Here is a 21,258-nt window from a genome sequence, read left to right as displayed (position 1 = left end):
AGAAACAACAAAGGCCCCGTCAAAGGGCCTTTTTGATGAAAATGTTTTCAAGTGTATCCAGTGTTTTTTAGACGAGAGAATAAAATTCTTTTGTCATCCCGGACTTGTTCCGGGACGAGAGAGTTTATTTGTTTTCTAGGGCCGTTGCCAGTTTTTTCTTGGCTTCACGGCGGATGCCGGCTTCTTCGTAGCGGCGGATTTCGTCTTCAGTTTCGGGAATAATCGAGGGTATCGGGGTCGGTCTTCCGTTTTCGTCCAAGGCGACAAATGTCATATAAGCGTGGCAGATGACTTGGGGCTGCCAGGATACTTGCGGGTCGATTCCCAAGACCTTCACTCCGATTTCCATGGAGGTGTTGAAGGCGCGGTTGACGGATGCCTTGATTGTGAGAATGGTTCCGACTGTGGCTGGCTTGAAAAAACGCACGTTGTCGATCGAGACCGTTGTGACTTTGCGTCTGGAATGGGTGCAGGCGGCAATGCAGGCTGCCTTGTCGAGAAGTGATGTCAGGTGTCCGCCGAATACAAAATTGTAGGCGTTGACGTCGGAGGGGTGAACGATGTCGCGGGTTTCGACTTGAGATTGCTTGACTGTCTTTGCGTTTTCCATATCTGAAAAATAAATATTGTCGTGGGCGAGCAGGGTCTTGAATTTCTATATTCAGGTTATTATGGAAGAAAAAAAGACTTATAGAGAAGTGATGCCGGGCGAACTCCCGTGCGAAGTGCCGGAATGTGACGGCGTGATGGTCGTAGACCCCGATAACAGCTATAAACTCACCTGCGATAAGTGCGGGCATATTAAAGAGTAATTGTTATCTCGTAATGCAATTAACCGACTTGAAAATTGAGTACCCGGAGCTTCCCGTTGTTGAACATCGGGAGGAGTTTTTTGAGCTTTTAGAAAAACATCAAGTTATCATCGTCAAGGCTGATACCGGTTCCGGCAAATCTACGCAATTACCGAAGTTTTTGTTGGAGTGGTTTCTAAGTCAGCAAAATAACGCTGTCATTCTGGAGGGGCAAGGCCCCGATAGAATCCAAAAAATAATGGATCCTATCGCCTCTCGGCTCCAGGATGACAAACGCTTGTGCTCAGAGCACGAAGTGCGACCTTTCAAAATTGGCGTTACCGAGCCTCGGCGTTTGGCGGCGATTTCCATTGCGGACCGCTTGCGCGAAGAACTCAAGGACGAAGAGCTTGTCTCGACGAAAATTCGTTTCTGGGAACAAGGTATAAATGAAGCCCCCATCAAGGTGATGACGGACGGTATCTTGTTGCAGGAGTTCCGCAAGGACCGCTTGTTCCGGCAGTATAATGCGATTATGATTGACGAAGCGCACGAACGCTCGTTGAACATCGATATCTTGCTTGGCATTTTCAAGACGGTACTTTCTCGTCGTCCGGATTTCAAGTTGATTGTTGCATCGGCAACGCTTGACGCAAAACTTTTTGAAGAATTTTATGACAACAGCTGCGTGATGGAGGCCGAAGGCCGCACGTACCCCGTGGATGTGGAATATTATTTCGGCGGTTCGGCAGGCTCACCGACCTTCAGTTCCCTGAGCTTGTCGAAGGGAAATGAGTCGAAGGATTTCCGCGACATCAGCGGCAAGGGCGATTCTGGCTTGATTGAAGAAGCGCGCGATGCGATTCTCGATTTGGAAACGCGCCATCGAGACCACTTGCTCTGCTTTTTGCCAACGGAACGCGACATTCAGGATTTGGCGGGCGAACTTGCGCACGAACTAGATGCAGCAACTTTTGACGTGCTCCCGCTTTACGGGCGCATGAGCCCTGACGAGCAACGCCGCATTTTCAAGCATACGGGCAAGACTCGCGTGGTCTTGGCAACGAACATTGCTGAAACGTCTCTTACGATTCCGGGAATTGCTTACGTTGTCGATACGGGTATGGCCCGAATTTCGCGCTACAATGCGCAGGCGAGAATCCAAGGGCTTCCCGTCGAAGAAATTTCGAAGGCCAGCGCGCGGCAGCGCACTGGACGCGCGGGGCGCGTGAAGCCCGGCGTGTGCATTCGCCTTTACTCTCCCGAGAATTTTGAAAAGCGCGATGAATTCACGGAGCCAGAAATTCGCCGTAGCAATTTGGCAAATGTCGTTTTGCAGTTGCGCAGTCTCGGGCTGGAACTCGAAAACTTCCCGTTCTTGCAGTCGCCACCGCATTCAGCGTTCCGTGGCGCTTACAAGACGTTGTTTGAACTTGGCGCACTCACGGCAGACAATTCTAGCGGTCATGTGACCAAGCTTGGCCGCGATATGACGCGCCTCCCGATGGACGTGTCGCTTTCGGCGGTGCTTTTGCGTGCTCGTGATTTGGGCGTTTTGCAGCCGGCGCTTATTGTGTGCTCGGCTCTTAGCATCCAGGATCCGCGCGTGGTGCCGAACGATGAACCGGAACGCACTCGCATCCGTCAGCTGCACCGCAAATTCTGCGGTCACAAGAGCGACTTCCTCGTTTACGTTTCGATGTGGAATGCGTTCTGCACGGACTGGGACGGCAAAACTTGGAACAAACTCCGCAAGTTCTGCGATAAGAACAGCATGCACTTTTTGCGCTTGCGTGAATGGGTGGATTTGTACGAACAGTTCAGCCGCATTCTCGAAGTGAAATTTGAAAATAAAGTTTGTCCGTTCGATGCATTCCATCGCGACAATTTGCACATTGCGCTCCTCTCTGGATTCTTGGGCGGGATTGCGCATCGCGATATTGAAAACGGCTGTTACCGCTTGGTGAGCGGCCGTGAAACGCATGTGTTCCCGGGTAGTGATTTGTACGCCAAGAGCGTGGAATGGCTTTTCAGTGCCGAAGTGCGCGAAACGAGTCGCACGTTCCTCACGAAAGCTGCCGAAATCAAGCCGGAATGGATTTTGCAAGTGGCTGAACCGTTTTGTACTCGCCGCTGGTTTGAACCGACGTGGAACAAGGAACGTGGCTTTGTCGAAGCGGTCGAAGAAGTGAGCTTTAGAGGGCTTGTGATTAGCCGTGGCCATCGTGTGGATTACGCTCGCGTGAATCCCGAAGACTGCGCCCAGATTTTCTGGCGCGAAGCGGTGGTGATGGGCGAGGTGGCAAGGCCTTTTGATTTTATGACGCATAACGACCGCGTCGTTGAAAATCTGCATGCTCTCGAAGCGCGCAAACGACAGTTCGGGCTTGCTCCGAGCGAAGATGCACTTGTGGATTACTACACGCGAATTGCGGGTAACGTCAATTCCATCAAGACGCTCAAAAGCTACATCTACGAGCACACCGACCAGTTCCTCAAATTTGATGAAAAGTATTGGTTGGATCAGTTGGATGGCGGCACGAGTGGAACAACCTGGACTAGTGATGCTGACGGGTTCCGCACTGGATCCTTCGCTGCGCTCAGGATGACGAATGCTGGCGATGTCATTCTGAACCCTGAAAGGGTGAAGAATCCAGTCAAGTCTAAGGATGCGGCTCCAGCCCCAACTCTTGGCGGTTCCATCGAACATTTCCGCATTGGTGAGCGCGTTGTCACAGGTGAAATGGTCTTTGACGCCACTCGCGATTGCGATGGCATTACGCTCTCGTTGCCTTATGACTTGCTGACTGAAATTTCTCCGGCAAAATTTGCGATGAGCATCCAGCAATGGCGTGAATGGATGATTGAATCCGTGATTCGCGAAATGCCTAAGAGCGTCAAGAAATTGCTCGAAGCCAAGCGCACCGCGATTGATGATGAATTCTTTGCGGCGCTCGATAACTTCTCGCATAAAGCTCCGCTTCTGTTGCTTTACGAAGTCCTTTCGAATACAAAGGAAATCCGCTTGGGTGCAAACGGCGCAAGCATCGACGTTCCGACGGTGAATCCCGACAAAGAAAATCACTTGCGCTTGCATTTGGTCGTCTCGAAGCCGGGCTTCCCGGAGCCATACAAAATCGAAGTGTCGCCTGAATGGGGCTCTTACCGCATGTTCTTGGCGGTCCGTCCGGCATTGGTGACGTTTGGCATTGACTTCCCGCTTGAAGGGATGCGCTTTGGTTGGCGTCTTGGGCAGTCGGCGTTGATGGTGTCGGATGAATCTCGTTTTTGGCAAGCTTTCCGCAAGCGTGTGGAAGGTGCGCGTTCCGAAACTGCGGCGCATCCCGCGCAGCAAAAGACTTCACTCACGGAAGAGAAAAAACAGCTCATTGCCGACCGCTTGAACTTGCTCGAAATGGGTGGTGTTTTTGCGGATAACTTTGAAACGGCTCTCAAAATTTGGGTGGCGAAATCACTTGCCGCTGATAGCCTTGATGCGACTCGTTGTGTGCGTTTTACAGGACTTGAATTTTCGCGCGGCAAAAAGATTCGTGACTTCAAGAGCCTTGCTGCAAACACTCGCAGCGAAGATGAAGAAATCCGCCTCTCGCTCGTTCGTGCGACATATGAATCGGGCCTTATCAGTGCTGAAGCTTTTGTAAAGAACTGGAATTTGCTTAAAGATTTCAGCGTGGATATGCGAAATGGGTGCGGTAAGTCAACCGTAAAAAATAAAACCATAATTGCGATCCATACGGCGTACCAAAAAGAACTTACTTTGTTTGAACGTCTGCGCGTTCTTGCTGAACTTTTCAACATAGAACTCCCGTTTGGCGCATCTCACAATTCTAGCGCATCTCGCGAATTCGTGTCCCGCGAAAACACGGAACTTTCGGCCAATACCCTCCGCGAGTATTTCCGCCCGTACCTCAAGGCTCGTTACCTCAAGGACCACGAACTGAAAAATGCTCGTGAACTCCTCGGAAAAATCGACCGTACGCCAACAGATGACCCGGAATTTGCCGAACTTTACTTGCAGGCGAAGGCTTTGCTCGAAGATTTTGAAATCCTCAAGTACAAGCGCAAGGGGGGTGACGCCGAAGATATCGTAGAAGAAGACGCTTTAGCAAGGTTGAAAGGTCGTTTTGGAAGGCTTTAAGTACTCTCTCGACCTCGAATTTGCTAAATTTGTCGCGATGAAATCTCTTATTCGCATATTGCTTGTCCTCAGCTTGGCGATGATGGCTGGCTGTAAGACAAAAGACCCTGTCGTTGTTACTGTGGGCGATTCCAAGTTGCACCAGTCGGAGCTTTACACGTACGCTCCCGATTGGGATTCCTGGGGCGACCGCGAGCGCATTCTCTTTTTGCAGCGTTGGATTGATGAAGAACTCGTTTATCAGCAGGCGGTAAAAAATGGCGCATTGCAAGATTCTGTGCTCATCCGTATGATTGAACGCACAAAGCGCAAAATCGTTGCTGATTATTTCATGCAGACTTATCTCGATACGATGATTGTAAGCGATGTCGAAAAGATTGACTTTTACCATAAGAACCAGAACTTGTATTTGAATGGGAAAACTTCGGTCTCGGGTGCAATTCTCACCTTTGCCGACTGGAAGTCTGCGGTGCTGTATTATAAAGAGTTCAAGAATACCAAGTTTGAATCGATTCCGCCTAACCATCGCTTGGTAAAGCGCATGAGAGAATTTGATGGTGTCGATGTGACTCCGGACCCGTGCATGATTCCGTCTATTCGCCGTGCTGTGGTGGGCCGCATTACTCCGATGAAGGTTTGCGATGGCGCCGCTAAGATTGCCGTGGTGACAAACCGCCTGGACTCCGCTGATGCCCGTCCGCTTGATGAAGTGATTGAAGATGTCTCTATGCATGCTTGGGTGGAACACCAGAATACGGTTGTGAAACGCCTCAAGGATGAATGGAAAACGGGAATTCCCATAATTACGAAGATGAACGTATTTAGTGAAAAGGAAAGATAATGATCAGTAATCGAATTGCCTCTTTAGTTTTTGCCCTCTCTGTTGGCTGCTTTGCTGAGCCTGTGTTGATGGAGGGGATTGCGGCTGTTGTCGATGGCAAGCCGATTATGCGTTCGGAGTTCATGAACAACCTTTACAGGTTCCAGGAAACACCCGAAGCTGCAAATATGACTGAACAGCAGCAGAAAGATGCAGTGCTGGATCGCATGATTGAAGAAAAGGTTTTGCTCAGCCGCATTGACCGCGATTCGATTGTGATTTCGGAAAACGAAGTGGACCAGCGTGTGACTTCGCACCTTCAGTCTATTGCCGCAAGCCAGAAAATTGATATGGCAACGCTCGAAAAGGCTGTACGTGCCCAGCTCGGTCTTTCGATGATTCAGTATCGCGAACAGCTCGGTAAGCAGATTCGCAACCACATGGAAATTTCCCGTGTGCGTCAGCTCCATGTGGGCACGATCCACCCGACCAAGAAAGAAGTGGATTTGTTCTATAAGGATTACAAGGATTCGCTCCCGCGCCAGTTCAACTGCGTTTTGCTAAGCCATATCCAGATTCCTGTGAAACCGGATTCCATGATTGTGGATTCTGTGAAGCATGTGGCTGAATCTTTGATTGATAGTCTCAACTTCGGCATCAAATTTGAACTTTTGGCTCAGCGCCATTCGCAGGACAGCTCTGCCGCAAAGGGAGGCGACCTCGGTTACTTTAAGCGCGGTCTTTTGGACCCGGCTTTCGAAAAGGCTATTGAACATTTGAAAAATGGTCACTATGCATCGACTCCGGTCAAGACGGACTTGGGTTGGCACATTGCCCGTGTGCTTGGCCGTAAGGAAGATGGCGTTCGCTCTGCGCAAATTCTCTTGCGCACGATTCCGACCGCAAAGGATACTGCTGCAGTCGTTGCTCTCGCCGATTCGCTCCGCAAGAATATTAAGACGAAGGATGAATTTGCCAAGGCAGCAAAGAAGTACAGTGAAGACAAATCCAGCAACTTCCAGGGTGGTTTGCTTGGCTGGTTCCAGCGTAACGAAATGGAACCCGCTTATGTGGATCCGGTTGCCAATTTGAACGTCGGTGAAATTTCTGAACCGGTCATTATTGATGGCGCTTATCACTTGTTCCGTCTCGACGATTCCCGCCAGGTGCGCGAACTCACGCTCGAAGAAGATTACGGCAAGATTGAAATGATGGCTGCCACTCACTTGGAAAATGAAAAGCTCCAGAAGCTCATCCAGAAGTGGCGCAAGGAAGTTCTCGTCGAAATCAGAATGACGGAATAATATGATCCATTTTACCCACGTCACGAAATCTTACGAAGCCAACTGGAAGGCGTTGAACAACGTCACCTTCCGTATTAACAAAGGCGAGTTTGTTTTCTTGACGGGGCATTCCGGCGCCGGAAAATCGACGGTGCTGAAACTCATCTACATGGATGAACGCCCGGACGAAGAACGTGGTGGCCAGGTGATGGTCAAGTTCTCGGACAACGTCTTGTACGATAGCAAGAACACTCCGGACGATAGAATCCAGGCGCTCCGCCGCAAGATGGGAATTATTTTCCAGGACTTTAAGCTGTTGCCGGACCGCAATGTTTTTGAAAATGTGGCGCTTGCGCTCCGCATTGTGGGTACTCCGAGCAACAAGATTAATGCGGCTGTCTTTGACGCGCTTGCACTCGTGGGCATTAGCCAAAAGCGCTTTGCTATGCCTTACACGCTCTCGGGCGGTGAACAGCAACGTGTGGCGATTGCCCGTGCGATGGTGCACAACCCGTATCTGCTTTTGGCGGACGAACCGACCGGTAACTTGGACCCGAAAAACGCTGAAGAAGTCTTCTGCATTTTCAAGGAAATCAACGCCCGCGGAACGACCATCCTCATGGCAACGCATAACCCGGACTTTTATCTGAACAGCCCATTCCGCCGTCTTGAACTCAGCCACGGCGAATTGCTTAACAGAGATATTCTTTAAAACATCGATTAAAAAAGGCGATGCCGCACAAGTGCGGCATGACATCATAAACACTTTGTTTAATTGCATTGTCATCCCGGACTCAGTTCCGGGATCACCATTCTCGTCTTGGATAAGAAATGCCCCGCTTCCGCGGGGCATAACTCATTAATTACGTCATTGCGAGCCCCGTAAGGGGCGCGGCAATCCTAGAACTTAGAACAAGCTCGGATCTTCGCTAGAACCTTCGCTTTCACCGCTTCCGTCGCTAAACGGGTCTGCCGGCGAAATGCGGCTCACGCGCTTGATCTTCTTGGCGGTGAACTTGCTGCCGAGAGCCTTGTAGCCCTTGACTTCCGCAATTTCCGTCAAGTCGAGTTCTTCCTTCTGGACTTCGCGACCGACTTGGTATTCCATCAGTTCGCGTGCGTCATCTGTAGCGAAGAGCTCGATGAGCTTCGTGTCCTTGTGATCGGAGACCACGCTGAATTCCGTCGTCATGGGGCAGCCTTCGAGGTTGAAACGCTTGACCATGTAGTTGAAATTCGAGCCTTCGAAGTAGAGCACCGTAAAGACCTGTGCGGGGTCGTACTTGTGCAGATACTTGATGTTCGAACCGACGAGAATCGGGTCTGCCATGGTGTGGACGCGAGCGCTACCATCTTGCTTGATGATGAGCAACTTGTCGTTTTCACCAAATTCACCGAGGCAATCGCCCTTCTTCTGTGTCGAGACGATACCGCTCGGAGCGTCGAAGTAAAGCACTCTTGCGCCAAGTGTCGAAACGCCCTTGCGGAGTCTCTTGACCGTTTTGACCGGGTACTTCGAAACGATATTGCCGAGAGCGCCACGGCCCTTGACTTCGACTTCGCTGAAGTCCACTTCAAAGTTCAGCTTGATGCGCGGACGCGGCTTCAAGATGACTTCAACGACTTCGGCTTCGCCGTTCATGTTGCTCGACATGTAAAGAATCTTGCTACCGGGCTTGTTCTTGCCCATGTAGTAATCCTTGTCGCGAGTTACGCCGCCGACGTTGAAGCGCTTGATGTAAGCATAGCCGTCCTTGCCATCCTGGTGGATGACGTTATAGATATGGCGTTCGTCGTCCTTGTTGAACTTTTCAACGAGAATAATATCCTTACCGACAAAGTCCTTGTCGCTGACCTTCACGACCTTGAAGCTACCGTCGGCCTTGAATACGATCAAGTCATCGTATTCCGACACGTCGAAGAGGTATTCTTCCTTCTTCATGCCCGTGCCCACGAAACCTTCCTTGCGGTTCACATAAAGCTTCTGGTTTGCAAGAGCCACGTGCACGGCGTTCACCTTACCGAATTCGGCAATCTGCGTGCGGCGTTCCTTGCCTTCGCCGTACTTCTTCAAGATGTTCTTGAAGTGGTTCACGGCGTAATCGATAATGTGTTCCTGGTTGTACTTGCAAGTTGCAATGCTCTCTTCCAGTTCCTTCAAGAGCTGGTCGGCCTTTTCGCGGTCGTAATGGCTTATACGGCGGATCGGGATTTCAATGAGCTTGCCGATTTCTTCGTCCGTAACGGTCTGGCGGTGCAGACGCTTGAGGTACGGTGTGAGGCCTTCGCGAACGAGACGGATAATTTGTTCACGGTCCTTAGCTTTCTTGATGACTTCGTAGACTTCCTTCTCGATAAATATTTTTTCGAGTGTGGTCATGTGCCACTTGTCTTCGAGGTGCTTGAGCTCGTTGGCGAGTTCCCATTCCAAAAGCTTCACGGTGTGTTCCGTGTTGAGCTTCAAGATGTCCGAGACGCCCACGAATTTCGGGTGCTTGTCGATAATGACGCAAGTGCACGGAGAGAGCGACTTTTCGCAGTCCGTAAAGGCGTAAAGCGCATCGATGGCCACCTGCGGGTCCGTCCCCGGCTGCAAGTGCACCAAGATTTCGACGCCCTGGCTCGTGTTGTCGTCCACGTGTTTGATTTTGATTTTGCCCTTGTCGTTTGCCTTGACAATGCTTTCAATCAAGCTCACGGTCGTGGTGCCGTACGGAATTTCGCGGATGGCGAGCGTCTTGTTGTCGACCTTTTCAATCTTCGCGCGGACCTTGACCTTGCCCCCGCGTTGACCATCGTTGTAGTCCGTGACGTCGATAATGCCGCCCGTGAAAAAGTCCGGGTAAAGCGTAAACTTCTTGCCGCGCAAACAGGCGATGCTAGCCTCGCAGAGTTCGCGGAAGTTGTGGGGGAGGATGGATGTCGAGAGACCGACGGCGATACCATCGACGCCCTGAGCCAAAAGCAGCGGGAACTTGACCGGGAGCGTGACCGGTTCTTCACTACGGCCATCGTAACTCGGGATCCATTCCGTCGTTTCGGGGTTGAACACGACATCGACAGCGAACGGCGTGAGGCGGCCTTCGATATAACGGGGGGCTGCAGCGCGGTCGCCCGTGTAGGGGTTGCCCCAGTTACCCTGGGTGTCGATGAGCAAATTCTTCTGGCCGAGGCCCACAAGTGCATCGCCGATAGAGGCATCGCCATGCGGGTGGTAGGCCATCGTTCGACCGACGATCGTAGCCACCTTCTGGTAGCGTCCGTCGTGGTTTTCGAACATGGAATGCAAAATACGGCGCTGAACAGGCTTCAGGCCATCTTCAAAATATGGGACCGCACGGTCCAAAATCACATAGCTGGCGTAATCGAGGAACCAGCCGTCATAAAGTCGTTCTAGGTGATTGACGTTAGATAAACCTAGAGTAGTATCGGGTGTTTCTTGATTCATGGCTCGAAATGTAGTAAAAATTTCCTGTCAGAAAATTTTGTAGTGCTCATTAGGGCAAAATGTACAGTTTTTTATATAGGAGGGGGAAGTATCCCCCTCGCTTCAGCCCCGGCTGTGTCATCCTGAGCGAAGGCGCACTGCGCCGTAGTCGAAGGATCTAGCCGGGTCTTCCGCTACCCTCTCTAGCGGGTGCTCAAACGCCGCACCCGCAACGCCCGGCTTATCCCGCCCACCCGCCCTAATACACAAACACCCTGTCTTACGACAGGGGGGCCTTTAAAATGTTACTTGAAAAAATTTTATTCCCTTGACAGTGAAAATTTTTGAGATTATATTTATTTAGTGCTCGAAAGAGCAAAATGTTAAGCCCTGCAGTTTCAGCTTGTCTGCGGGGAAGGAGTTAAAATGAAGAATAATATCGCTATAAAACCCATCAAATACTTGCAAATGCTTTACAAACGATATATATTTGATGGTATGAGTACCGTGGCAAAAAATTTCCGCATTGATTCTGATTTGAATGATCAGGCGACAGCATTGTTGGAAGGGTTAGGCCTTTCCATGTCTCAAGCGGTATCCATGTTCCTGCGCCAAGTTGTGCTGCAACGAGGTTTGCCCTTTGAAGTGAAATATCCGGAATATCCTAAAGGTCTACGCGAGGCTGTTGCCGAAGCGGAACGCCTAGAGGCTGATCCGAACACAAAACGATATACGGATATGAACGAAATGTGGGCGGATCTTGACAAATGATATACGAAGTAATTTGGACTAGTCGTTTTAAAAAATCGTACAAACTTTGCCAAAAGAGGGGGCTCCCGTTACAGGAGCTTAAGGACGTAGTTGAATTGCTGCGAACGGATCAGGCTTTGGATGCTAAATATCATGATCATGAATTAGTTGGAGAATTTCATGGTACGCGAGAGCTCCATATTCGTCCTGATTGGTCGTTGTGCTACAGAAAAAATCAAGGAATTCTGACCTTAACGCTTGTGGCGACGGGATCGCATTCCGATTTGTTTTCGAAATAACGCCCGGCTTACCCGCCCTAAAAAGAAAAAGACGCAGCCTCATTTGTGTCTGCGCCTTTTGGCAATAGATATCTTTTGGGGAAATCGAGATACAATTACATTGTAAACATCATCTTGCGACGTTGTATTTCTGCCTTAATTCCTGAAATACCGATGTTGCTGATTCAGTTTTCCCGTCTTGAACGTCTCGTTCAGAAAGTTGAATGATTTTTAGCAGATTAAAGGTCATAACATCGTCAATGTTAGAACTGACATCTGAGTCGGGTTTTATGCATTTGCAAATATCAAGCATATGTTACTTCGGTTGGGTGTCTCTTCTAAAGATACCTTTTGGCCCACACAAAAGCCAAGCCCTTCCAAGTTGGATTGTCCATTCTCGGATAAACATTGTTTTTTTTAGAATTTTGATCGTTTTTTAGAGAAAGTTCCCAAATTGACTCAAAATAGAGGTATATTTAAATCGGAAACGATATAACGAGGTGCTTTATAAGTTTAATGCCGTATTGACATTTGGAGCATTTGCTCTTATTCTCCATTCTGGAATCCACTAAATTCACGAACACTGGGGATAAGTTGGCAAACGCTCACGTCCCAATTGGGGCGTGGGTCGTTCGCGCTTATTGAGTGTAGGGTCGTAGTGGAACCTCAGAATGCAATGAGCCCGATTCACGCCCTTTTTTGTTGCCTGAATCTCTTTTGGGAATAAAGCAAGTGCCAAATGTACTGGCTGAATTTATGAAGACCTAAGGAGAGGGAATATGTCAGTTTTCTTCAAGATGACGGAATTAATTGCTCTTGCTTCTGTTTTTTCTTTTGCTTCCGAATATTCTGTAATGCAGGCGTATGATTTAGTTGCGGATGGTGATTGTGAATCTGCTCGTAAAATGATAAAAGAAGAAAGTGAACAGTTGTCATTTCGTTTAAGTTCGGAAAAATCAAAAGAAGGAATGGTAATAATAAATAATATTCAAAATGCATGTAGCTATATAGCTACTGCAGAAGAATTTTTTAAAAAAGTAGCTGCGTGTGGACCTTCTTATTGTCCTGGAGATGGTTATAAAATTGGTGAATGGACTTATAAACTTTACTATGATGGTCTTAGTGTAACAAAGGTTGGTTCCTCAAAATTGAAGAAACGAATAGAAAATATAAATGAACAATTTGAGTTTTATAAGGAAATTGTTAAGTGGAAAAAACAGGGGTATTATAATCGTGAAGAAATTGATTTGTTTATGAAGAATCAAATTCCTTTGGATTCTGCAATAAGTTGGAATGCAGGAACCAGAGACAGGAAAAAAATGAGATATAATGATAAACAGGAATTTAGTGCAAAAGAAATGATTGATTGGTATAAAGGTGGCTATAGCTATATACAAGCTCAAAACTTTAAATTTGATGGTATTACATTTGATGATTTGCAGAAGAATAGTAATAGGATGAAATTTCTTTCTAGTGGTAAATTTAAATACGATTTAAATAATTGGTTAAAATGTAGTGTTTCAGATGAAAATTTATTCAAATGGTCTGAAATTTCAGAATCATGTGAAGAGATAAAAGCATGGTTGAATGAAAATGTTGAGTTCGAAGAAGCTAAAAAGTGGATGCAAATTGGGAAACATACTGAGTTGGCCATTATGTGTATGAATTCAGGAATTCCCTTTGATGAACTGAAAGAATGGGTTGGTTCACAGATGACTTTAGATGAAATAAAAAAATGGAGAAATGTGAATATTGGTCGAAACGAAGCTGTAAAATGGAAATCTTTAAAAATTGAACCAGAAAAGGCGGCAGAATGGCAAAAGAATGGCTTTAATGTTGAAAAAGATGAAGCTTGGATAATTGGGGACATTTATATAGACCCTAAAGAGGCTAATAAATGGAGAAAAAATGGTTTTAGTGCAATAGAATGCCAATTATTTACTATGTATGACATTTCAATGCAACAGGCTCAGTCTATCTTTAAATCAGTTCGTCAAAAATGCAGTTTTTCATCGGTGAAAAAATTAAAGGAGTCCCTAAAGTTGGTGTCTTATATTAATAATGAAAATCCTTATGATACAAAGGGCAAATGCTTTGTGGGAGTTTTATATTTCTCAAAATTAAAAAGTCGAAATGAAGCGTATTTCGTGAATGAAAATGATGCACCAGTTCTTGTTAAGTCGAAAAAATCTATTCCTGTTAATAGCTCGATTTGGGGCTTCTATTATTCTAATGGAGCTACTTCGTATAAGAATGGACTTGGAGTGGAAACGATACTTCCTAGTTTAGAGGCTATTTATATTAAGGAATAGTTTGGCTTATTTGTTGTTAGTTGTTATGAATTTATAGCTAAAATGAGTTCATATTGTTTTTGTTGGACTTTTTTTGTTGAAGTTGTTGCTTTAAAAAGCGACAACTTTTTTGTTGTACTTATGATATATGTTTTTTTGTGTAATCCTGTTATGAAAGATATAATAGGGTTATGTTTGCGAATATATTCTATTGTTTTTTTAACTTTTTTATATTTTATAAATTTGATCTCAGAGTAAGACCTTCTGCATAGAATTTATAAAAGGAGATTATTAGTATGAGTATGGATCAAAGAACAATAGATCAGTTTATGTGGGGGTATCAGGATCTTTATTATTTCAATTTGAAGCACTTTGCTGAAAACTACTTCAATGTAATATTACCTGGAATTTTTAAGCAGGTTTTTATTATTGGGACTTTGTTGCCTGGAAAAAATGATAATGACAAAGTTTGTATTCAGCAGGAAGAAACTTTTTATAAACAAGAGGATTTTAATGATGTTGACGACCTTACGGTACAACTGCAACATGTCTCTCCAGAAAATTACACATTTTATGATCACCCAGGTTTACAAGAATCGCATCAGCGCGCTATAAAAGTACATGCATTACGAGACGCTATAAAAAAATGTATTGAAAAAAAATCTGCGATTAATAGGGATGTGTTGACATTTGTATCTACTGCGGTTCCAATAGAAAAATATAATGTTTCCCTTGTACTGCAATTGAATAAAAAGGAATATGATTCCTTTTATAAATTAAATCTAACTTCATATAGCCGATTTAGAATTTCAAAATCAATAGTTGATTCAGCTGTTCCTTTGTTTTTTTCTGAAGCCCAAAAATGTCTTGTTGATGGAAATAGTAATGGATGGGATTTAAGTTCTGTTGATATTAGTAGTCTTATAAAACAAGCTGGGAATAATTTTTTGGGGGCAGTGTCCATCAAGGGTGATAATGTTGCTGAAAGTTATGGACTTTTTGATTCGTTAAATACAATTTCTTCTTTAAAGTATGAATCCTCAGATGCTTGTGGAAAGATAATTGTTGCGCGAAAAAATCATTCCAATATCCGGGTAGAAATAGAATTTGAACAAGGTTACTCCATTCGCAGACCTAGACTTATTCGAAAACTACTTGAACTGACCAACGATGATTTGTGCTTGTTATGTGATGCGGTGAATGTTTATGGAATAGGGCGACTAATAGGCGAATATATTCCTACAAATGAGGATTTGTTCCAAATAAATATTCCTGGACATTATCAATGGGAATTAATACACGATAGAAAAAAACTTTTGCTGTCAAAATACGGAAATCCTTATTTGCCTAAGGCTGTTTTTTCACAAGAAGAATTTAATTCAAGAACAAAGAGAATATTCAATGATTTATCAGAGAAAAAATTGTCTGAATTGTATCATTGCATAAATACATTAGTTCTTGAACATAAAGGAGGAATTTTAGTTGTAAGTGACCATGCAATGGACGAAGCCAAACGTTTGAAAAATCAAAGTATTTCCATAGTGCCAATGGCCCTTACGCCGGATAACGTTAAAAAGTTATCTTCTATTGATGGAGCCGTTCTTGTTGATACCAATTGTATTTGCTACTCAATAGGAACGATTCTTGATGGAATTGCAAATGACAACGGAAATCCAGAACGGGGTTCTAGATATAATAGTTCTGTTCGTTATTGTGATTATAGAAGAAGTCGAAACGAAAAAGTTGTTGTCGTTATCATTTCCGAAGATGGAATGGTTGATATTATCCCCAAATTGCGTCCAATTTTGAAAAAGAACGATATTGTGCGGTTGGTTGAAGAGTATAAAAATTTTCCGTTGAATGACGAATTTGATCTAAATAAGTATTATAAGGCTAGGGATCGATTATATGAATTAAGTTTTTATCTGTCGCAAAATCAATGTGATGAGATCAATAAGAAAAGACATGAATCCGAAGACTTTATAAAGAAAAATAATTTTACACGTCTGTATATTGCTCGTGATGATGTGAAACCGGATCCCAAATTCGATGAATCTTATTTAGAATAAATTTTGCAGTTTGTTTAGACAGAAAAAATTGAGCCCTAGGCATTAAACAGCTGAGGGCTTTAAGTTTTTAAACAGTCATTCCCGCTTTCGCGGGAATGACTGTTTTGCAGAAGACAACTTTCATTGCAGTCTTGCGTCACCCTTCCTTACCTCACAACCCTCACGCTTTGCATCTTGCCGGTGGCACGGCTCCTCAAAAAGTAGATTCCCGAGGTTTTTACGACGTTGGCAGACTTGAGCCTTGTTGATGCATCGCTAAAGCTGTATGCCGTAAGTTTGCCCAAGCGTACGCCTTGCACGTCAAACACGTCGTAATTTTGCAGCGTGCTCTGCTCTAAGCGAATCTTGTTGCCGAATTTGCCGCCGTTATCGTCAATGGCTATCGGCGGTTCCAAGGCGATTGAATCAAGCGAATCTAGCGGATGTCTCTCGATGCCTTTATCATACCACATGTTCTTGCTGTCGTAGAAGTGCTCGTTGAAATATTCCTTGAGCCATGTCATTGCAGGGCGGTCTACACCGTCCTTAATAAGTCCGGGATTTGATTCGTCGGCCCATACGCTTGCTCCAACTTCGTAAAGGTATCCCCAAAGGTTGATTCCTGCAATGTATTCCGATTCCATAAAGAGCGGAATATGTTCGGAGTAGCATGCTTTTTGGAGACTGTCGTTGCTTGTGCCCACACTATATTCAGTGATAAACAATGGGAGCTTTATTTTGTCGTAGATTTCCTGAATGCCGCTTTGGATGCGTTCGGTGCTAAAACATTGCGCTTCCGGGCCGGAGCCTTGGACGAGGGGTGCGAAAATGATTTGGTACGCATCGACGGGTGCGCCCTGCTCCTGGATTTTTTTGATAACTTCGGCGCCTTGATTGTTTTTCCAGCCGTAATCATCGTAGTCGTTCAAAGTTAGGATTGCTTTGGGCCAGCGCTTGCGAGCCATCTTGAACGCCGTGGCTATGAATTTGTAGTCATCATTGTCGCCACCGAGAGCTTCGATGATTTTATTGCCGCTCCCGAATCCAGAATGATAATGACCATAGCTGTCGCGGGAACCTCCGTTTACCACCTCGATCATGTAAGGTGCGGGGTAACGCATAGCGGCTTTGTCAAACCAATTTTCAACGGCTTTCTTGGTTTCGTCTATATCAAGGTTGTAGAGCCAGCTGGGGGTATGGGTTCCCCAAAGCAAGCTACGGAAATTGAACTTTACATTGTTTTTTTGCGCCCAATAGTAGATACGGTCGCAGCCAGACCAGTCGTACTCGTCACGCACTTTTTCAATAACGGTCCAAGTGCATGCGTTTTCGGGCGAAACCTGGTTCCAGTAGGTTTGAAAATCCTCGGGGATTTCTTGCTTGTCGGCAATCATGTTCCCGAAGAACTTGGTCGCTCCATCGGCAAGGCCACGGCCGTAACGGGCGTTCGGATTCTTGAAATATTCCTTGAGCCAGGTCAATGCCGCTCGTTCGACACCGTCTTTGATAAGGCCGGAACAACCTTGTTCTAAACCGTTACAAGAAAGCCAAGTTTTGCCATAAATGTATCCCCAAAGCGTTATGCCGGCAACATAATCCGTTTCCATCAGGATTGGGAGATGTTCTTGGTAGCACTTTTTTTGAAATTCATCGTCTATGGAACCGACATCGTATTGAGTAATATATATGGGGAGTCCTGTCTGTTCGTGTGCTTCGTAAAGGGAGCGTTTGAGTAAGGATGTATTTAGGCAATAATAGCCTGTCCCTTGTTGTGTTGTCTCGTGGAACTGCATCCCGTAAGCATCGACGGGAGCGCCCTGGGCCTTGATTTTCTTGATAAGGTCAATCCCTTCTTTCACTTGCCACAAGATTGTGTTATAGTCGTTGTAAATCAGGATTGCATGCGGCCAACGCTCACGCGCCATTTTGAATGCCGTCACCACAAATTTGTAGTCGCCATCGTCGCCGCCGAGAGCCTCAACCAGTTTGGAAGAGGTAAAACTGGAGTGGTAGTTTTTGCCCGATTTGACAGCCTCATTGACCACTTCAATCATTTCGAGGTCGGGGTAATGCTCTTTAACCGCATCGATCCAATCAGTCCATGCTTTCTTGGTTTCGTCAACGTCGAGTCTAGGTAACCACTGCGGGTTTTGCGATCCCCACAACAGGGTGTGGAACGTAAAATGCGCATGATTCTTTTTTGCCCAGTTATAGGCGAGGTCGCAACCCGTCCAGTCGTATTCGCCACGCGTTTTTTCGACATGGCCCCAAACGCACTCGTTCTCGGCAGTAATCTGGTTCCAGTAAGTTCCAAAGTCGTCAGGGATTTCGCCAAAGGTAGTGGTGTTGCCTAAAAATTTGGTAGCTCCATCGGCCATGCCTACACCCGCAAAAGAAAATGTTGATGCGGCGAATGTAAAAGCGAGTGCCTTAAATACCGTTGATTTTATACTCATTGCGACCCCTGAAATTTGATGGCTACAGCATGTAATAATAAAACTACCTCGAAAACGTAGGAAAATTACTCTTATCTAGAAATCTTTCATTGACAAAATATCTATTATTGCATAAATCCACGTAAATATACATTGCTTTGTATACTCAATTTAGGGATAATATGAAAAAGAATAGACTTGCATTGCTTCCGTTTATCTCGGCATTACTTTTAGTGGGCTGCGGTGAAGATTCCCCGTCTGAACCTTCTTCCGTATCCAATAATGTTCCTGCGGACGGATCAAGTGTGGAGTCTATTTTTGACTTAGGTAAGTGTACATCCGATAGGGATGGCACTGTCATTTTTGTTGAGGATGAAGAAATAGACTATCGTTGCCTAGATAAAAAGTGGGAAAAGGTTGAGAAATTATCTAGTTCTAGTGATGAAAAGACTTCTTCGTCTTCAAAGAAATCCTCCGATTCGAAGAATAGCTCCTCTTCGTCTAAGGAAGAATCGGCTGGGTCTAAGGATAAATCCTCTTCTTCTAAGAACAGTTCTTCGTCATCGAAGATAACTTCGTCTGATTCAGGCGACAAAAAATCCTCGTCGTCTAAGGCAGTTTCTTCTGATTCTCGCGATAAGTCCAGTAGCTCACAAAAATCAAGTTCTAGTGTCACACCTGAATCGAGTTCTAGTGTTGTTGGTTCTGGAGAAAATGTAAAGACGATTGCAATTAATAAGAAATCCTTTAAGGGGGTTGCTGAAAAGGGACCTTTTGCGGTGGGAAGTACCGTTAAATTGTCTGAACTTGATGGTGAGCTTGATTTAACCGGAACGAACTTTGAATGGGAAGTGACTGGTAAACAGGGGGGCTATACCTCTCCAAAGGTTACGTTGTCTAGTCAATATGCTCAGTTACAAGTCAATGGCAATTACTATAATGAAAACTTGTTCAAAAATTCAACATCGCCGGTGACTTTGCGTGGTATTGTTGACTTGAAAGATCGAGAAAGCGTAAACATCAATGTGCTGATGCATTTGGCTTATAAGCGTGTGGTCTATCTTTTTACCAAGAGTGGCGAGTATAAAAATGTTCCTGCGGCAAAGGCTGCCGCTGAACAGGAAATCATGAAGGCTTTTGGTTTTGGTGGTGCTAACCATCCTTTTGAGGATTTGACGATTTTTGGTAAAACATCGGACGATGCTAAATTGCTTGCCGCATCGATTCTTTTGCAGGGAGATTTGGAAGAAACGGATTTGTTGAGTCGTCTTACGAGCATTGCTAATAATATTGAAGAAGATGGCACTTGGGACAACAGTGAAAAAATGCGAGTTTCTATGGCAGACTGGATTATGTCCTATTCGTATGGGATGGTCGGCATTCGCCAGATGCTCGAAGAATTCAATCCTCAAGTACCGGCATTCGAAAAGTATGTAAGCTTGTTTGTTGGTGAAGCATATGGCTTCGGCGCGTGCACGGATGAAAATGATGGTGATTATGTTCAGCTGAAAAATGGTAATAGCAAGAATCTCGGTGAATACTATGTCTGTGAAGATAATGTATGGCGAATGATGTTCTCCACTGAAAAACTTTATGAAAGAGCTTGTACTGCCAAGAGGGCTGGAGAGTTTATGACGACCCCGCGCAATGAAATTTATATCTGCGATGGGGGTAATGGATATTGGCGCCCAGCAACGACTTACGACCATCCGAAAGAATACTACATGAATGATGAAGTGGATTACGGCAAGTTAAAGGATACCCGTGATGGTAAGGAATATAAGACGGTCGTTATTGGTACTCAGACTTGGATGGCTGAAAATCTGAACTATTACGATAAGGATAATTATAATTTGGTCGGTAATGCCAAGTGCTATCAGGAAGAAGATAAAAACTGCGATGTTGGAGGTAGGCTTTATTCGTGGACCGCTGCGATGAATATCTCTACGAAGTATAGACTCAGTTGGTATGATAAAGATATTCAATATCCGCATCAGGGAATTTGCCCAGATGGTTGGCATATCCCTGATTCTACTGAATGGCGTACTTTAGCAGATTATGTAAAAAAGGTTGACGGTTCTTCGGGACTTTTGATGTCATCTAAGGGTTGGAAAGCTTCAAGCTATAAGCCGTCGACAGATCCCTATGGATTTTCTGTAATTCCGGTGGGCGCCTATTATGGAAGATATGCCGATGCTCATGCGGATTTCAGTCAAACGGAATTTGATGATGACGGTTTGTTTGCGAACTTCTGGTCTGCCGAGGAAGGTAAAGAATTTAATTTAGCGGTTTATGTCTTCTTTGATTATCGAAGAGATTATATGTCAATGACAGCTAGCGTTTATAACGAAAAGGAACGTGGATTTTCTGTTCGCTGCGTAAAGACTGAGGATGAATCCGAAGAATAGTCCTTTTTTTGAAGTGCGAAATTTTCTATCTTTGCGTTCAAATCTGTCAGTTCGAAACCCATCCTGACTTAAAACAAAACTAGGAGACTTTATGCGTTCAGAAGCTGAACTCGAAGGCGTTACGCTGCTCGGCAACAACAAGACACAGTACAAGACCACTTACAGCCCCGAAGTGCTCGAAAAGTTCCCGAACAAGCATCCGGGTAACGATTACATGGTCACGTTCAACTGCCCGGAATTCACGAGCCTTTGCCCGAAAACCGGTCAGCCGGACTTTGCCGAAATCAAGATCAACTACATTCCGGACCAGTATTTGGTGGAATCCAAGTCGCTCAAGCTTTACATGTTCTCTTTCCGCAACCACGGGGATTTCCACGAAGACTGCGTGAACATCATCATGAAGGACTTGGTGAAATTGCTCGACCCGAAGTACATTGAAGTCGAAGGCATCTTTATGCCGCGCGGTGGCATTTCGCTTTACCCGTTCGCAAACTACGGCAAGCCGGGTACTGAATTCGAAGCTATCGCCAAGACGCGCCTCTTCGCCGCTATCGATAGGAGAAAGTAA

At 45.5% G+C, this 21,258-nt stretch carries 14 protein-coding genes; 11 read left to right on the top strand and 3 right to left on the bottom strand.

Features of this window, described 5'->3' with window-relative positions:
* Positions 1 to 124: 124 nt before the first annotated feature.
* Positions 125 to 610, bottom strand: a complete 486-nt coding sequence (locus B9Y77_RS12670; RefSeq protein WP_085491897.1) for an acyl-CoA thioesterase — start codon at positions 608 to 610, stop codon at positions 125 to 127.
* Positions 611 to 671: 61 nt separating this feature from the next.
* Here B9Y77_RS12670 and B9Y77_RS16060 point away from each other — a divergent pair, with 61 nt between their 5' ends.
* From B9Y77_RS16060 to ftsE, 5 genes are read left to right on the top strand one after another with little or no spacing between them, the layout of a single operon-like run.
* Positions 672 to 812, top strand: coding sequence for a hypothetical protein (locus B9Y77_RS16060; RefSeq protein ID WP_012820363.1), 141 nt, complete (start codon positions 672 to 674; stop codon positions 810 to 812).
* A gap of 13 nt (positions 813 to 825) precedes the next feature.
* A complete protein-coding gene (locus B9Y77_RS12665; RefSeq protein WP_085491896.1) occupies positions 826 to 4,950 on the top strand; it encodes a DUF3418 domain-containing protein in 4,125 nt (1,374 codons plus the stop codon).
* Between the two features lie 37 nt (positions 4,951 to 4,987).
* Positions 4,988 to 5,791, top strand: a complete 804-nt coding sequence (locus tag B9Y77_RS12660) for a hypothetical protein (RefSeq protein WP_244536614.1) — start codon at positions 4,988 to 4,990, stop codon at positions 5,789 to 5,791.
* Complete coding sequence (locus B9Y77_RS12655) at positions 5,791 to 7,074, top strand: peptidylprolyl isomerase (RefSeq protein WP_073425046.1); 1,284 nt, start codon at positions 5,791 to 5,793, stop codon at positions 7,072 to 7,074. The genes B9Y77_RS12660 and B9Y77_RS12655 overlap by 1 nt, the downstream gene beginning before the upstream one ends.
* Before the next feature lies 1 nt (position 7,075).
* A complete protein-coding gene (gene ftsE / locus B9Y77_RS12650) occupies positions 7,076 to 7,765 on the top strand; it encodes a cell division ATP-binding protein FtsE (protein ID WP_085491894.1) in 690 nt (229 codons plus the stop codon).
* 195 nt (positions 7,766 to 7,960) lie between these two features.
* Here the strand turns inward: ftsE and B9Y77_RS12645 are convergent, their stop codons facing one another.
* On the bottom strand, positions 7,961 to 10,501 hold the full coding sequence (locus tag B9Y77_RS12645) for a DNA gyrase/topoisomerase IV subunit A (RefSeq protein ID WP_085491893.1): 2,541 nt from the start codon (positions 10,499 to 10,501) through the stop codon (positions 7,961 to 7,963).
* A gap of 405 nt (positions 10,502 to 10,906) precedes the next feature.
* On the opposite strand from B9Y77_RS12645, the gene B9Y77_RS12640 reads away from it, so the two are divergent.
* The 4 genes from B9Y77_RS12640 to B9Y77_RS12625 all read left to right on the top strand — a co-directional run bounded on the left by B9Y77_RS12640 (position 10,907) and on the right by B9Y77_RS12625 (position 15,868).
* A complete protein-coding gene (locus B9Y77_RS12640; protein WP_217807243.1) occupies positions 10,907 to 11,251 on the top strand; it encodes a type II toxin-antitoxin system RelB/DinJ family antitoxin in 345 nt (114 codons plus the stop codon).
* Positions 11,251 to 11,529, top strand: a complete 279-nt coding sequence (locus B9Y77_RS12635; protein ID WP_176221772.1) for a type II toxin-antitoxin system YafQ family toxin — start codon at positions 11,251 to 11,253, stop codon at positions 11,527 to 11,529. The genes B9Y77_RS12640 and B9Y77_RS12635 overlap by 1 nt, the downstream gene beginning before the upstream one ends.
* Positions 11,530 to 12,287: 758 nt before the next feature.
* Positions 12,288 to 13,820 carry a hypothetical protein gene (locus B9Y77_RS12630; protein WP_085491891.1) on the top strand — a complete coding sequence of 511 codons (1,533 nt, stop codon included), beginning with the start codon at positions 12,288 to 12,290 and terminating at the stop codon, positions 13,818 to 13,820.
* A 275-nt stretch (positions 13,821 to 14,095) separates the two neighbouring features.
* Complete coding sequence (locus B9Y77_RS12625) at positions 14,096 to 15,868, top strand: diadenylate cyclase (protein WP_085491890.1); 1,773 nt, start codon at positions 14,096 to 14,098, stop codon at positions 15,866 to 15,868.
* A 146-nt stretch (positions 15,869 to 16,014) separates the two neighbouring features.
* Here the strand turns inward: B9Y77_RS12625 and B9Y77_RS12620 are convergent, their stop codons facing one another.
* Complete coding sequence (locus B9Y77_RS12620) at positions 16,015 to 18,303, bottom strand: endo-1,4-beta-xylanase (protein WP_085491889.1); 2,289 nt, start codon at positions 18,301 to 18,303, stop codon at positions 16,015 to 16,017.
* 161 nt (positions 18,304 to 18,464) lie between these two features.
* Between B9Y77_RS12620 and B9Y77_RS12615 the strand changes: the two genes are divergently transcribed.
* Both B9Y77_RS12615 and queF read left to right on the top strand, forming a co-directional pair.
* Positions 18,465 to 20,690, top strand: a complete 2,226-nt coding sequence (locus B9Y77_RS12615; RefSeq protein WP_085491888.1) for a fibrobacter succinogenes major paralogous domain-containing protein — start codon at positions 18,465 to 18,467, stop codon at positions 20,688 to 20,690.
* Positions 20,691 to 20,781: 91 nt separating this feature from the next.
* The gene (gene queF / locus B9Y77_RS12610) at positions 20,782 to 21,258 is read left to right on the top strand and encodes a preQ(1) synthase (RefSeq protein ID WP_072827383.1); all 477 of its coding nucleotides are present in this window, start codon (positions 20,782 to 20,784) and stop codon (positions 21,256 to 21,258) included.

The organism is Fibrobacter sp. UWB13, assembly GCF_900177805.1.
GTDB lineage: Bacteria > Fibrobacterota > Fibrobacteria > Fibrobacterales > Fibrobacteraceae > Fibrobacter.
Note: the sequence above shows the minus strand (reverse complement) of the source record. Positions and strands in the feature narration are given on the sequence as shown.